The 14,204-nt window shown below is 58.0% G+C and carries 13 protein-coding genes; 8 read left to right on the top strand and 5 right to left on the bottom strand.

The window, feature by feature from the left end:
• The first annotated feature begins 109 nt into the window (after nucleotides 1-109).
• Nucleotides 110-805: a tRNA (adenine(22)-N(1))-methyltransferase gene (locus ACP7E4_RS01525; protein ID WP_426111003.1), complete on the top strand. Its 696-nt coding sequence runs from the start codon at nucleotides 110-112 to the stop codon at nucleotides 803-805.
• Between the two features lie 84 nt (nucleotides 806-889).
• On the opposite strand, the gene ACP7E4_RS01520 is transcribed toward ACP7E4_RS01525, so the two are convergent.
• A complete protein-coding gene (locus ACP7E4_RS01520; RefSeq protein ID WP_426111001.1) occupies nucleotides 890-1,501 on the bottom strand; it encodes a glutathione S-transferase in 612 nt (203 codons plus the stop codon).
• Nucleotides 1,502-1,610: 109 nt separating this feature from the next.
• Here ACP7E4_RS01520 and ACP7E4_RS01515 point away from each other — a divergent pair, with 109 nt between their 5' ends.
• Nucleotides 1,611-2,507 carry a LysR substrate-binding domain-containing protein gene (locus ACP7E4_RS01515; protein WP_426110999.1) on the top strand — a complete coding sequence of 299 codons (897 nt, stop codon included), beginning with the start codon at nucleotides 1,611-1,613 and terminating at the stop codon, nucleotides 2,505-2,507.
• A 229-nt stretch (nucleotides 2,508-2,736) separates the two neighbouring features.
• Entirely contained in the window at nucleotides 2,737-3,327 is a 591-nt protein-coding gene (locus tag ACP7E4_RS01510) for an NADPH-dependent FMN reductase (protein WP_426110997.1), read from the top strand.
• A gap of 32 nt (nucleotides 3,328-3,359) precedes the next feature.
• Here the strand turns inward: ACP7E4_RS01510 and ACP7E4_RS01505 are convergent, their stop codons facing one another.
• Both ACP7E4_RS01505 and ACP7E4_RS01500 read right to left on the bottom strand, forming a co-directional pair.
• Nucleotides 3,360-4,967, bottom strand: coding sequence for a sensor domain-containing diguanylate cyclase (locus ACP7E4_RS01505; RefSeq protein WP_426110995.1), 1,608 nt, complete (start codon nucleotides 4,965-4,967; stop codon nucleotides 3,360-3,362).
• A 97-nt stretch (nucleotides 4,968-5,064) separates the two neighbouring features.
• Nucleotides 5,065-5,967 (bottom strand): LysR family transcriptional regulator, encoded by a 903-nt coding sequence (locus ACP7E4_RS01500; RefSeq protein ID WP_426110993.1) that lies wholly within the window; start codon nucleotides 5,965-5,967, stop codon nucleotides 5,065-5,067.
• Between the two features lie 90 nt (nucleotides 5,968-6,057).
• Here ACP7E4_RS01500 and ACP7E4_RS01495 point away from each other — a divergent pair, with 90 nt between their 5' ends.
• The 3 genes from ACP7E4_RS01495 to ACP7E4_RS01485 all read left to right on the top strand — a co-directional run bounded on the left by ACP7E4_RS01495 (nucleotide 6,058) and on the right by ACP7E4_RS01485 (nucleotide 7,671).
• Nucleotides 6,058-6,432, top strand: coding sequence for a cupin domain-containing protein (locus ACP7E4_RS01495; RefSeq protein WP_426110991.1), 375 nt, complete (start codon nucleotides 6,058-6,060; stop codon nucleotides 6,430-6,432).
• A gap of 218 nt (nucleotides 6,433-6,650) precedes the next feature.
• A complete protein-coding gene (locus ACP7E4_RS01490; protein ID WP_426110989.1) occupies nucleotides 6,651-7,439 on the top strand; it encodes an MlaA family lipoprotein in 789 nt (262 codons plus the stop codon).
• Nucleotides 7,429-7,671 carry a hypothetical protein gene (locus ACP7E4_RS01485; RefSeq protein ID WP_426110987.1) on the top strand — a complete coding sequence of 81 codons (243 nt, stop codon included), beginning with the start codon at nucleotides 7,429-7,431 and terminating at the stop codon, nucleotides 7,669-7,671. Before ACP7E4_RS01490 ends, ACP7E4_RS01485 begins: the two co-directional genes overlap by 11 nt.
• Here the strand turns inward: ACP7E4_RS01485 and ACP7E4_RS01480 are convergent.
• Nucleotides 7,668-8,984: an ATP-binding protein gene (locus ACP7E4_RS01480; protein ID WP_426110985.1), complete on the bottom strand. Its 1,317-nt coding sequence runs from the start codon at nucleotides 8,982-8,984 to the stop codon at nucleotides 7,668-7,670. The two genes, ACP7E4_RS01485 and ACP7E4_RS01480, sit on opposite strands and share 4 nt — an antisense overlap.
• A 56-nt stretch (nucleotides 8,985-9,040) precedes the next feature.
• Entirely contained in the window at nucleotides 9,041-9,745 is a 705-nt protein-coding gene (locus ACP7E4_RS01475) for a response regulator (RefSeq protein WP_426110983.1), read from the bottom strand.
• Nucleotides 9,746-9,895: 150 nt separating this feature from the next.
• Here ACP7E4_RS01475 and ACP7E4_RS01470 point away from each other — a divergent pair, with 150 nt between their 5' ends.
• Both ACP7E4_RS01470 and ACP7E4_RS01465 read left to right on the top strand, forming a co-directional pair.
• Entirely contained in the window at nucleotides 9,896-11,059 is a 1,164-nt protein-coding gene (locus ACP7E4_RS01470; protein ID WP_426110981.1) for an efflux RND transporter periplasmic adaptor subunit, read from the top strand.
• Nucleotides 11,059-14,196, top strand: a complete 3,138-nt coding sequence (locus ACP7E4_RS01465) for a multidrug efflux RND transporter permease subunit (RefSeq protein ID WP_426110979.1) — start codon at nucleotides 11,059-11,061, stop codon at nucleotides 14,194-14,196. Before ACP7E4_RS01470 ends, ACP7E4_RS01465 begins: the two co-directional genes overlap by 1 nt.
• Nucleotides 14,197-14,204: the final 8 nt, after the last annotated feature.

Below are 14,204 nucleotides of genomic sequence, written 5' to 3'. Positions count from 1 at the left end.
AAGGCACCAGGAGGAGGGCGTCAGGCTTGAAATACACGGCGTTGCTCGCCAGAATCGCCCCCCGATCCGGCCAGAGTTGCCGGGCGTTCGTGGCGAAAAGGGGCAGCAGTTGAACCAACAGACATTGTCCAGGCGCCTGGAGCGTGTGGCCGCGCATGTGCCAGCCGGCGCGCGGCTGGCCGATATTGGCTCGGATCACGGCTATCTGCCGGTGGCGTTAATGCACCGAGGCATCATCGCGGCGGCGGTGGCAGGCGAGGTGGCATTGACGCCATTCCACGCGGCGCAACGCACCGTGCACGAGAGCGGCCTTGACCAGCGAATCACCGTGCGCCTGGCCAACGGCTTGGCGGCGATCGAGGCCGGAGACGGGATCACCGCGATCAGCATCTGCGGCATGGGTGGCGAGACGATCCGCGACATTCTTGACAGCGGCAAGGCGCGCCTGAGCGGCCAGGAGCGCCTGATCCTGCAGCCCAATGGCGGCGAGCAGCCACTGCGTCAATGGCTGATGGAGAATGATTACCGCATCCTCTGTGAGGAAGTGCTGCGGGAAAACCGCTTCGACTACGAGCTCATCGTCGCCGAGCGCGCCGGGCCGGTGGTGTACACCGCCGAAGAACTGTATTTCGGCCCGCTGCAGATACAGACACGCAGCCCGGCGTTCCTGTTCAAGTGGCAGCGCATGCTGCGCCTGAAGCAGCGGACTCTGGCTCAGTTCGCCCGGGCGCAGCAGGCCGTGCCCGAGGAGAAAGTGCTGGAAGTCGCCCGGCATGTCAGGTGGATCACCGAGCTGCTGGCTTGAGTCCGGACGAAGTAACGAACAATTGGAGCCGGCCTTGATTCCCGGCCATATCCGACGCGGATTCAGCCGGGACGCTGCCAGTATTCAAGCGATGGGATAGCGTCGAAACAGTTCAGTCTGTTCCAGACCCTCGGCAAATGCGCGGATCGCCGGGAAGTCCTCGGACTTGACGAGGTCGGGCACCATCAACTGAATGAACGACCATGCAACCGCAGTGCTGATCGCCGCCTGATCCGGCCGAGAATCACGCGGCGGTTGTGCTGTGGTGATCTGTGTTTCCAGCTCATGACAAGCAGCCAGCAGTTGCCGGGTGATGCGCTCCACCCAAGGCTGGTGCAGTTTTTGCGCGGGTCGCAGCTTGTGCTCGTAGACCACTTGCACGGCTTTTTCGCAGGCCGCCAATGCCAGCCCGACGGTACGCAGGGCCGTGCCCAGAGCCTGTGGTTGCTGCGGCAACAGCTTGGCGGCTGCGGCACTGGTAGCTTCGAAGTAGTCAATGATCAGCGTCGAATCCATCAGCACCGTACCGTCGTCGAGCGACAGTGTCGGCGCTTTGACCACAGGATTGATCTGGGCAAACGCCTCGAACGTGCTGAACACGGACAAAGGCTCATGTTCGAATTCGATCCCGAACAAGTCCAGGGAAATGGCGACTCGGCGAACATAGGGTGAATCCAGCATGCCCCAAAGCTTCATTTGCTACTCTCCGTCTCGTATGATCCGCTGTTTACAATGCCTTACATTAACTCGCCATTACTGACTAAAATATCGGCAATTTTTATCAAAATAGGTAAGTATTTCTTACATGTTCAACATTCCTCCCGCGACCTGCCTGCGCAGTTTTGAAGCGGTGGCAAGATTGGGTAGCGTGAATGCGGCGGCCAGAGAACTGCATGTCACCCACTCGGCCATCAGCCAGCAGATCAAAGTGCTTGAACAGACAATTGGGATCACCTTGTTCGTGCGCGAAGGGCGAGGGCTTCGGGTCAGCGAAGATGGGCGGTTGTACGCCCTGCAGATTCGCGAAGCGCTCGGTGACATTGCCGAAGCAACGCGGTTGATCAAGGCGCAACCCAAGTCGAGCGAGTTGGTCGTTGCTGTTCTGCCATCGTTCGGATGCAGCTGGCTTGTGCCTCGCATACCGCGTTTCCTGGCACTGCATCCTGATGTCAGTGTTCGATTGCAGGCCGGTCTGGCGGTGTCCGGTCTGCATAAGGAATCTGTAGACCTGGGCATCCGTATGGGACGAGGGGATTGGGAGGGCATGGAGAGTCGGTTGCTGTTCCATGACGAAAGCCTCGTTGTAGCCGCTCCACATTTCAACGGTGGGGACCTTCCGCGAACGCCAGAGGAGATCATCAAGAGCAAAATCATTTCCAGCATGGAGTCGTGGCAGCCGTGGTGCCGCGCAGCGGGTCTGGACGCAGATGTGCCGCGAGTGGGGCTATGCAGCAATGACTCCAACCTCGTGCTGCGGGCGGTCAGCCTTGGCCAGGGTATTGCGCTGGAGCGCCGCAGCCTTGTGCATGACGCTATTGTGCAAGGTGAGTTGGTACAACTTACGGAGTTTACGGTGCCTTACCCTTATCCATATTGGCTCGTAGTGCCCAATCAGGAGCGCGCCAAATCGCGGCAACATGATTTTTCCGAATGGTTGCTCACAGAGGTTGATGAATACCTGAAGCCTGGATCATCGAACTAACCGTCGGTGCCCGTCGCGGTTGAGTATGGCTGGGCGCGGTTGCGCCGGTTCTGCGCTTTATTGGCCGACACACGCAGTCGAGACTAAAGGCGAGATAAGCATAGGCCGGGATGCTCGCCCTATGTCGATGATGTCCCATAGCGGGGCAGAACTGATTGCGCCCGGTTTGTGCTCCGTTCTCACAATCGGCGGCTATTCTCGATAGACCCGATTATCCAGGAGCCCGATAATGACCCACTCCGAACGGCTTACCATCGCCGTGTTGCTCGGCTCGGTGCGTTCCGACCGTCAAGGGATAAAAGCTGCGCGCCTGCTGTTGGCGGCGCTTGAGGAGCGCGGCCATGAGGCGGTGCTGGTTGACCCCATGGTGACTCGCTTGCCCCTGCTAGACCGTATGTATAAGGAATACCCGAAAGGCTCGGCACCGGCCGAACTGGAGCAGCTGGCTACGCTTTACCGTCGAGCCGATGGTTTTCTCTTGGTAAGTGCCGAATACAATCACGGGGTTCCGCCAGCGTTGAAAAATTTGCTTGATCATTTTCTGGAGGAATATTTCTGGCGGCCTTCAGCTATAGCCTGTTATTCAGCTGGCGGGTATGGGGGCGTGCGGGCGGCCATGCAGTTACGGATGATCCTGGGGGAATTGGGCATGCCGAGCATTCCCAGCCTGTTTGCCATTCCTCGTATTGCTGACGCCTTGAGCGATGACGGGCAGCCCAAAGAGGAACGCACAACCAAGCAAATGAATGGTTTTCTGGATGAGTTTGAATGGTATGCACAGGCGCTACGGCGTCAACGAGCGAGCGGCACGCCTTATTGAATGCGTATCGCGTCATTGCTGACTCCGGCGAGTCAATCGGATCTGCTATCCAGAACAGGTTCTTCCAGACTGTCACAGTCGGCTGCAACCCATCGATTGCGACCCTTGCTTTTTGCTGCATAGAGAAAGGCGTCGGCAGCCTTGATGAGACCGTCGGCTGTAGCGTCTTCGGAACCGGGCAGCAGGGTAGCAACGCCGCCGCTGGCGGTGACACTCCCGAGTGGGTGATCGCTGTGCTCAATCTCCAGCAGGCGAATGCTGTCCAAAATCCTCTGCGCTACCCGATAGGCTCCATTGCTGTCGGTGTCGGGTAGCAGCACTGTGAATTCTTCACCACCATATCGGACTGCCAGGTCTGCGGGTCGCTTGAGGGACCGCCGGATGGCCTCGGCGACTTGACGTAAACAGTCGTCACCTGCGGAGTGTCCATATTTGTCGTTGAAGCGTTTGAAATAGTCGACGTCCAGCATGATCAAGGCCAGCCCCTTTCCCTCACGCCTGGCGCGGCTGATTTCCTTGGCCAGTACCAGATCCAGCATCCGGCGATTGCCGAGGCCCGTCAGGCTGTCTGTAAGTGCCATGTTTCGGACGGTTTGATGGACTCGCCGGATTTCACGCTCCATTACTGTCCGTTGTCGTAAGTGCCCGAGCACTACGAAGCCAAAAACAGCCAAACCCGTAACCAGGACCAGCAGGACTATGCCGGTTTTGATCAAATCACGACGCCACGGCCCGACAAAGGATTCTCTCGACAGACCTGCTTCGACTACCAGAGGGTAACTGCTTAACGCGCGATAGCCGTAGAGGCGATAGGTGCCATCAATCACGGCTTTGACCTCCGCAACACCCTGGTCGGAATGGGGAAGGTAGGTCTTGAATATCTCGCTCTCGGCGAGGCTCTGGCCAATGACCGCCGCATTGTACGGACGCCGCACCAGGATCGTGCCGTCACGCATGGTCAAGACCAGCGCGCCTTTGTCATCGATTTTGAAGTCGCCGTAATAATCGACGAAGTAGCTGACTTTAATGGTACCCAGCAGGACACCCGCGAACGATCCGTCGGGGTTGTCCAGACGACGAGAGATGGGAATGATGGGTTCGCCGGTTGAGCGACTATTGACGACCTTGCCAATCCGGACGTTTTGATCTTTATGGGTGCGGTGATAGATGAAATAGTCTCGGTCGGCGTTGTTCGCCGCTTCAGGATTGACAGGCTTATCAGTAACGATCCAGTGGCCATCCGGGCCGTAAATGAACAGACCGTGGAGCTGGGGCATGATTCTGGCTTGCTGAATCATCAGTGCGTGTATACGGGGCACGTTGATATTCGCGATGCCATCGCCCTCTACGCGTTCACCGAGTGCTGCAGTCAGAAGATCAACCTGTCTGACTGCATCCTCAGCATGCTGAGCCGTAGCGCGTGCCAGATTGGAGGCCGAGTCGTGAGCTACAGAAAAAGCCTGGCGGTAATCTCTCCATGCTCTCCACCCCTCGACGGCCAGGAAGGTGACGATCACCAGCGCAATGAAACACACCGTCAGGCGAAATCCGTCCGCAGCGCCGCCCAAACCTAACGTCAAAGGTTCTGCGGAAGCATCTGGCGATTGTTGTTTTTCTTCTCTCTCTCTGCGTCCCGGCATCGAGATACCTCAATAATAGAAAAGCTCCGAACCTCCATACAATCGCAAGCAGCGATATAGGAGATTGACCAGCTTAGGGCTAATTAGCTTCTGGTGGCTATCTTCCTTTCAACCCTGCGCTGACGATGGATTTTTCCTGGCAATAATGCTGTCGAATAACCTCCGCCATATTCAATGCCCCGTCGCATGCGCTTTGCGAGACGTGAAGCTCGATGGCGAAGTCCGGCAACAAGGGTAGCCCGGAATCGACTCCCAGCTCCCGGAGATCTCCGGGTACAAGCGAGCGTAACCATGGCGTCAGGGCCAGGCCGCTGCGTACAGTGGCAAGCGTGGCCTCCACCGAGGCATTTTCGAATACCACCCGCCAACTGATGTGCGCCTGGCCCAGCAGTGAAAAAACCGTACGGCGAAACGTGCAGGTTGGCGTCACGAAGCACACAGGCAATGGCCTTCGTCGAAACAGGTCGTCCGCCGTGCCGATCCATATCAACGGTTCCAGGCTGAGGCGCTCACCAACGGCCTCACTCTCAGGGCATTGACTGATGGTCAGATCAACAAGGCCTCTGGAAAAATCCTGCCTCAGATCGACTGAAGAGCCGGTCAAAATAGTGACCTCTACGTTTTGATGGCGGTGTGCAAAGGCTTTCAGAATGGGGGCGAAATGCGCTCCGGCCATGTCGTAGGGCACGCCAACCCGCACGGTTTCTCTGATGTCCCGCCCGATCATTTCCTCGCACACGCTATCGTTGAGCTCAAGCAGGCGGCGGGCTTTGGGCAGAAAATCCGCGCCACGGTCGGTCAGCTGCGTTCCTTGAGGATCGCGGTCCAGCAACAGGCAGTCGAAAAACAACTCCAGCCGCTTGACCTGCTGGCTGATTCCGCCTTGAGTGAGATGCAACTGACGTGCGGCGGCGCTGATGCTGCCGGTCTGTGCAACCGCGACGAATGTGCGGATCAGGGCCAAGTCGATGGTGCGGGATCTGGACATTGTGCAGGCCATTACAATTCCTAATGACCTCATTATAAACATTCGATATCGCCCGTCATCCCTCCAAAGTAAATTGACGATCCCTTTTACGGAGTCCTGCTCATGATTCTCAGCGGTCATACCACAAACATCGAGTCGGCCTTGGCCAGGATCAGCCAATACTGGTCGCCACAGGTCATCGGTCAGGTCAACGATCAGTACATCAAGGTTGCCAAGCTCAAAGGTGAGCTGATGTGGCATTCCCATACGAATGAAGATGAGATGTTCATGGTGGTTTATGGAACTCTCAAAATTCAGCTGGAGGATCGGGAGCTCGTTCTCCAGCCTGGTGAATTTTGCGTCATCCCCAGAGGCGTCAGGCACAATCCAGTGGCGTTGGACGAATGCGGGATCGTGCTGATTGAAACGGTCACCACGCTGCATACAGGGGATGAAATCAGCACGAGAAGCGTGCCTGTCGAGCGACAGTTGGGATAGGGGTCGAGCCTTGCCGGCGTAGAAATCTGCCCGGACACATCCCAATTTGTGCCGGCTCGCTGTCGGGATGACTCGGCAAGTGCGTAGCTAAAATCGCGCCCGACGTGAGGTCACAGATTTCAACTCGGTAACAAAACTACACGCGCGGCATAAAGCAGAAATCTTCAGGCAAAAAAGCGCAGGCAGGATCGCCGGCAGTTCTTGTCGAGATGCCTTGCATGCCAATCATTAAATGCGCTTCACCTGTTGTTCGCTCCACGCTTGCCGGTTTTGTCGCAGTGCTCGCCAGCGGTTGTGCCAGCGCGCCTACTGCGCCGGGGGGCCCCTGCGATAACGTGAGCTACACCCTTCATGATCCGGCCGAGCCAGTCAACCGCGGCATCTTCGCGTTTAATCGCACTGTCGACGATTATGCGTTGGCGCCGGTTGCCCGTGGTTATCTGCATTTGCCGGACTTTTTCCAGGCGGGCATTCACAACTTCGTCGCCAACTTCGGCGAGCCCAAGGTCTTCATCAACGACCTGCTGCAAGGCAATGGCGAACGTTCAGTCGCCACCTTCGGCCGGTTCGTGATCAACACCACCGCAGGCATCGTCGGTTTGATCGACGTCTCCGGCAAGATGGGCATCGAGCGCCACAAGGCCGACTTCGGTCAGACCTTTGGCGTGTGGAACATCGCCAGCGGGCCTATCGTCGAACTGCCTTTATTCGGCACCAGCAACCTCAGGGATGCGACCGGCAAAGTGCTGAGCTTCGCGGTTGACCCGCTGGGCAGCAACAGCGACACCGTCAACACCTTGGGGACCATCAATACTGTCGGTGGCATTGTCGATGGCCGTGCCGGACTCTTGCCGGTCACTGACCAATTGCGCAAACAACCGGATTATTACCTGGCACTGCGTGACACCGTGGCCCAGAAGCGCGCCAACTTTGTGCTGGAAGGCAAGAAAGGCAGCGTCGTCCAGCCCCTCGCGAGCTGCCCCGGCGGTGAGTCCGATGACGAATAGAAACGACGTACTTGTCCTGCACCGCAGAACGCGAGCCCCCAACCAGGCGTCATTGCACTGCCGGGAAATCGAACTGCGCCTCGCCGACGACGGCAGCCACGTCATGCTCAGCCGCTACATCGAACTGTACGGAAACGAACAGGCTGCCTGGTGTTCGGTTCGCCACCATCGCATCCCTTTGACCCGCATGATCCGCTGGATAATCAGCCATGGAGAAGTGGTGAAGGTTTAGCTGCGTGGTGTGTTGGCGAGCGGCAAAAATAGCTCAAATCTGGCGCCGCCAAGTGGCGATGAGCTGACGACGACACTGCCACCCTGGCATTCCATGGCCCGCCGACTGATCGCCAAGCCCAGGCCGAAGCCTCCGGTGTCGCGATCCCGGCTTCTGTCCATGCGATAAAAGGGTTCGAAGACGCGCTCCCGCTCATCGACAGGTATCCCGATGCCGTCGTCCTCGATACTCAATATGAGGCCGCTGTCGGGGCGAGTCCGCGCAATGACCCGAACCTGCCGTTCACAATAGCGAATCGCGTTGTTGATGAGATTCTGTATTGCGCGCGCGGTCAGGCGTGGGTCAAGCGCGAAGCGCTCGGGTGTATTTTCCAACTGCAGGATTAAGGTGAATTGTCGGCTTTCCTGTTCGTCGATAAATCCGCCCAGCACGCTGTCGAGGTAAGCCTGCATCGGCACCTCTTGTACCTCCGGGCGCTGATACGGTGATTGCAGGCGAGTGTAAGAGAGCAGCTCGTCGATCAAGGTGTCCAGCTCCCGAACATGTCCGAGCATCTGTTCGAGGCGCAGCCTGGTTTGCGCCTCCAGCGGGTCGGCCATGACCAGTGCCATCCCGAACTCCAGCCTTGACAATGGTGTGCGCAGTTCGTGGGAGACCGCGTTCAAAAGCTCCTGTTGCTGATTGAGCAATCCTTCAATGTCCTGAGCCATTTTGTCGAACACCTGGGCCAGCTCGCCAATGTTCGAGCGCGGCGAAATCCGGGTTCGTTCTGCCAGGTTGCCGTTACCCAGTGTCATTGCAGTGCGCTTGAGCCGTTGGAGATCACGCCAGTGCGGCCATACCCAGATCAGCAGGCAAGCGAGCAGCGCTGCGCCAACCAGAATGTTCATCAGCCAGTAGATGATATTGATGTCGACCGGTGGGTCCGGCGACACCAGTTCGATCACATGATCACCGGGAAGTCGTGTCAGCGCGGTTCCCAACTCGCCGAAGTAGCCGCTGCGCACGGCATTCCTGCCTTGTTTGAGTTCCTCGCGTTCACTCTCGGTCAGGCTGGAGTCTGCCAGCGAGATGACCCTGAGCTGCAGGGGCGCGAAGTCTGCTTGCAGCTCCCGCTCCAGTTCCGGCCAGCCATCTTGCGGTGTTTGACTGAAACGCACCTGGATCAGCCGCAAGGTGCCCTTGGCCTGCTGTTGGTTGTAAGTGACGGTGCGCTCGTCGAACAGGCTCAATACCAGCCCCGGAACCGTGTAGAGCGCAACGCCATAGGTCACCAGCATGATCAGGTACAGCCGAGCGAGCATTTTGAACATGGTGATTGATCAACTATTGAAGTCGGAAGGGAAGCCCATCGCGCAAGGGGCGCGGGCTATTCATCCCACTCGGAACGGCTCAACAAATAACCCTTGCCCCACACGGTTTTGATCTTGCGCGGTTCGCCTGGGTCATCTTCGAATTTGCGGCGCAGCTTGGAAATGGCAACGTCCACCGAGCGGTCAATCCCGTTGAATTCGATGCCGCGCAGCTGCTGGATCAACTGGTCGCGACTCAAGACTTCGCCCACGTGAGTTGCAAGCACCAGAAGCAGATTGTATTCGCCGGACGACAGGTCCACGTCCTGCTGGCGCCAGCGCACCTGGCGCTCGGTCAAGTCGATGATGAGCTGGCCCAGCACGATTTGCCGAGGATCGTTGCGCTGGGTGGCGGCGGATGTGCTGCGTCGCAATAAAGTGCGAATCCGTGCCAGCAGCACTCGCGGTTCGCAGGGTTTGGCGACGTAATCATCCGCGCCGGTTTCCAGGCCAAGTATCTGGTCGTCGCTCTGGTCACGGGCAGTGAGCATGATGATTGGCAATGCAGGCCTTTCGTCCCGCAACTGCCGACATACATGCAGGCCATCCAGCCCCGGCAGCATCAGATCGAGAATGACCAGGTCGGGTCGCAACCGATGCATGCCTGCAACCGCCTGGTCGCCACGGTTGATCACCGCCACTTCGTATTCGAAGCGCTGCAGGTAGCTGGCAATCAGCTCAGACAGCGCCGCGTCATCCTCGACAAGCATTATCCTGATCATTCTTCGGGCCGTTTCGCAAAGTGAGCAGCATAACCAAGGCATGTCGTGTTGGTACGAAGCCTTAACACTTCTTCACATCTTCCCAACACTTGTTTACATGCGCTTCAGAGAGTGTCTCTAGCATGGCGTGATCTTTTGGGGAACGCCATCATGCCGTCTTTTTTTCGTCTCGATCCATGCCGTGTGCTGCTGTGTGTCGGTTTTGCCGGGTTGAGTGCCTGCGGTGCGCCGCCGGCGCCGCAAGACATGCCGCCGCCGCAAGTGAGCGTGGAAACGGTCAAGACGCAAGACCTGACGATAACCACAGAGCTCAATGGCCGCCTGGTCTCACCGCGCACTGCTGAAGTCCGCGCGCGGGTGGCTGGCATCGTGTTGCAGCGGGTTTATCGCGAAGGCACTGACGTCAAGCAAGGTGATGTGCTCTTCCGCATCGATTCCGCGCCCTTCCAGGCCGATGTCGACAGTGCGGAGGCGGCCTTGCGCAAGGCCGAAGCCAACCAGTATCAAACCCGACTACAGACCGATCGTTATGCAGAATTGGTGAAGATCAACGCCGTGAGTCGACAGGAAGCCGAGAACGCGCGCGCTGGTTTTCTGCAAGCACAGGCGGATGTGGCGTCGACCAGGGCGGCCCTCAAACGCGCGCGCCTGAACCTTGGTTACGCCACCGTGACCGCGCCGATTGCCGGGCGCATCAGCAAGGCGCTGGTTACCGAAGGCGCATTGGTCGGGCAGGGCGACGCTACTGCGCTGGCGACCATTCAGCAGTTACAACCCATCTACGCCGATATCAATCAGTCCACCCGTCAGATCAGCGAGTTGCGCGGTTCGTTACGCCAAGGCCAGGTGCAGCAACTTGACCAGGGTCAGATTACCGCGACGCTGATTCAAGAGGATGGCAGTCCTTATCCACTGCAAGGCAAGCTGCTGTTTTCCGACCTGACGGTTGATCAAAGCACCGGCCAGATCGTCCTGCGCAGCGAGTTCCCCAACCCGCACAGTGAGTTGCTGCCTGGCAGTTTCATTCGGGTAAAGCTGGATCAGGCCCGCGCCGCAGAGGGCATCACTATTGCTCAGCGAGCCGTACAGCGTGATGCAGCGGGCAAGGCCCTGGTGCTGATTGTCGACGCAGAGGGAAAAACCCGGGAACGTGCCATTGAACTGGGCGGCGTACAGCACAACCGCTGGATCGTGAAGGCCGGCCTCAACGCCGGTGATCGTGTGGTGGTGTCTGGTTTGCAGCATGTGCAGCCGGGCATTTCGGTGACCGCCGAAGAGGCGAGTGTCCAAGCCCCTGCCCAGGAGCAGAATTAATGCCGCAGTTTTTTATCGACCGGCCGGTATTTGCCTGGGTCATTGCGCTGTTTATTGTCCTCGCGGGCCTGTTGGCTATACCGAAGCTGCCTGTCGCCCAGTACCCCAGCGTTGCACCGCCACAAATCGAGTTGACCGCGACGTATCCCGGTGCGTCTGCCCAGACCATCGACGAAAGCGTGGTGAGCCTGATCGAGCAGGAGCTCAACGGTGTCAATCACCTGCTGTATTTCAGCTCCAGCAGCAGTCAAGGCCAAGCCACCATGACCGTAACCTTTCAACCGGGGACTGATCCCGAGCTGGCCAAGGTTGACGTGCAGAACCGGCTGAAAGTCGTCGAGCCGCGCCTTCCGCGTGCGGTAAGCCAGCAGGGTTTGCAGATTGAGGAAACTTCTGCCGGCTTCCTGATGATTGCGACGTTGACCTCAACGGATGGGCGACTGGATGAAATCGCCCTGAGCGATTACCTGACGCGTAACGTGGTCAACGAACTCAAGCGGCTTGATGGTGTGGGCAAGGCGCAGTTGTTTGGTTCCGAACGCGCCATGCGTATCTGGATCGATCCGCAAAAGCTCGTGGCTTTCAACCTGACACCCGCTGATGTCAGCCAGGCTATTTCCGAGCAGAACGTTCAGGTCTCGGCCGGGAGTATCGGCGATTTGCCGTCTTCCACGGATCAAGAGCTGACGGCCACGGTAGTGGTCAAAGGCCAGCTGAGCAGCCCTGAAGAGTTTGCCGAAATCGTACTCAAGGCCAATCCGAACGGCTCCAACGTGACCGTTGGCGACGTGGCGCGGGTTGAAGTCGGTGGCCAGAGCTACAACTTTGCAACGCGCCTTAACGGCGAGGCATCGGTTGCCCTGGGTGTGCAACTGGCCCCGGCGGGTAACGCGATGAGCACCGCCACCCGTGTGCGGGAAAAGCTCGACGAGCTGACGAAGTATTTTCCAGCTGGAGTCAAATACGACATCCCTTACGATACGTCGCCTTTCGTGAAAGTCTCGATCACCAAGGTTATTCACACCCTGCTTGAGGCCATGGTGCTGGTGTTCATCGTGATGTTCGTGTTCCTGCAGAACATTCGTTACACACTGATTCCCGCCCTTGTAGTGCCCGTTGCCTTGATGGGTACGTTCGCTGTCATGTATGTGCTCGGCTTTTCCATCAACGTGCTGACGCTGTTCGGCATGGTATTGGCCATCGGTATTCTGGTGGATGACGCGATTGTCGTCGTGGAAAACGTCGAAAGGCTCATGGTGCAGGAAGGCTTGTCCCCCAAAGACGCCACGCGCAAGGCCATGACCGAAATCAGCAGCGCAATCATCGGCATCACGCTGGTACTGACCGCTGTATTCATTCCGATGGCCTTCATGTCGGGATCCGTCGGCGTGATCTATCAGCAGTTCTCGATTTCAATGGCGGTTTCCATCGTGTTCTCCGCGTTCCTTGCCCTGAGCCTGACGCCGGCCCTGTGCGCAACCTTGCTCAAGCCGATTCCGGCAAATTCGCATCACGAGAAGAAAGGCTTTTTTGGCTGGTTCAACCGTCGTTTCGAGCGAATGAGCGACGGCTATGAAGGCTGGGTGAGCAAAGCGGTACGCCAGTTGGGCCGCTATATGCTGGTGTTCCTGGTACTGGTGGGCATCATGGGACTGTTATTTACTCGTCTGCCGTCTTCGTTTCTGCCCGTTGAGGATCAGGGTTACACCATCACTGATGTTCAGTTGCCGCCTGGCGCCAGCCAGAGCCGCACCATCGAAATCGCCAGACAGATCGAGGCGCACAACGCGCAGGAACCCGGTATTGCCAATACCGTGATGATTCTCGGTTTCGGTTTTTCCGGTAGCGGGCAAAACGCCGCGCTTGCGTTCACTACGTTGAAAGACTGGTCTGAACGAGAAGTACACGACTCGGCACAATTCATTGCGGATCGTGCCAGCGCGGTATTTTTCGCGTTCAAGGATGCCATGGTGTTTAGCCTATTGCCGCCTCCGGTAGAAGGTCTGGGCACGTCGAGTGGTTTTGAAGTGCGCTTGCAGGATCGCAGTGGGCAAGGTTATGCCGCCTTGCGCCAGGCCCGTGACGATCTGCTGAGCAAAGTCGGCGAAAGCCCGATCCTGCAAAATGTGCGCGAAGCCGCGTTGGCTGAAACACCTCAAGTCAACATCGAGGTGGATCGACAGCAGGCCAATGCCATGGGCGTTTCGTTCGCCGCGATTGCCAACGTGCTGTCCACGTCGCTGGGTTCGGCCTACGTCAATGACTTCCCGAATCTTGGCCGCATGCAGCAAGTGATTGTGCAGAGCGAGGGTGATCGTCGGCAGCAGGTTGATGATTTGTTGCGTCTGGAAGTTAAAAACAGTCAGGGACGCATGGTGCCGGTGTCGGCATTCGCCAAAGTCAATTGGTCGAGAGGGCCGGCGCAGCTCAATCGTTACAACGGTTATCCTTCTGTGAGCCTTTCTGGTGAGCCGTCGCCGGGTCACAGTACGGGCGAGGCCATGGAGGAAATGGAGCGTCTGGCTTCCGGGCTGCCATCCGGCTTCGCCTTGCAGTGGACGGGCTTGTCGTTGCAGGAAAGCATATCCGGTGGCCAGGCGCCGCTGCTGCTCGGTCTGTCGCTGCTGGTGGTGTTCTTGTGTCTGGCGGCTCTGTATGAAAGTTGGGCGATCCCGGCAGCGGTTTTGCTGGTGGTGCCGTTGGGAATCATCGGCGCAGTGCTGGCGGTGACGTTGCGCGGCATGCCCAATGATGTGTTTTTCAAAGTGGGGCTGATCACCATCATCGGTCTGTCGGCCAAGAACGCGATCCTGATCATCGAATTTGCCAAGAGTCTGCACGATCAAGGCATGGGCCGTGTCGAGGCCAGCATTCAAGCTGCACGCTTGCGTTTACGCCCGATCATCATGACGTCGCTGGCATTCATTCTCGGCGTGTTTCCACTGGTCTTCGCCTCTGGGGCAAGTTCGGCCAGTCAGCAGGCCATCGGTACCGGCGTGATCGGCGGCATGCTGACAGCGACCCTGGCGGTGGTTTTCGTGCCGGTGTTTTTCGTCATGGTCATGGGGATCGTGGAAAGGGTGAGGCCGGGTAAAGCGTCCAAAGCTCAAGCTGACCATGAATTAATGCTTCGCTGAAAAGGCTG

The organism is Pseudomonas sp. DSP3-2-3, from assembly GCF_049898225.1.
Classification (GTDB): domain Bacteria; phylum Pseudomonadota; class Gammaproteobacteria; order Pseudomonadales; family Pseudomonadaceae; genus Aquipseudomonas.
The sequence above is the reverse complement of the archived record's forward strand: the minus strand, read 5'-3'. Positions and strand labels throughout refer to the sequence as shown.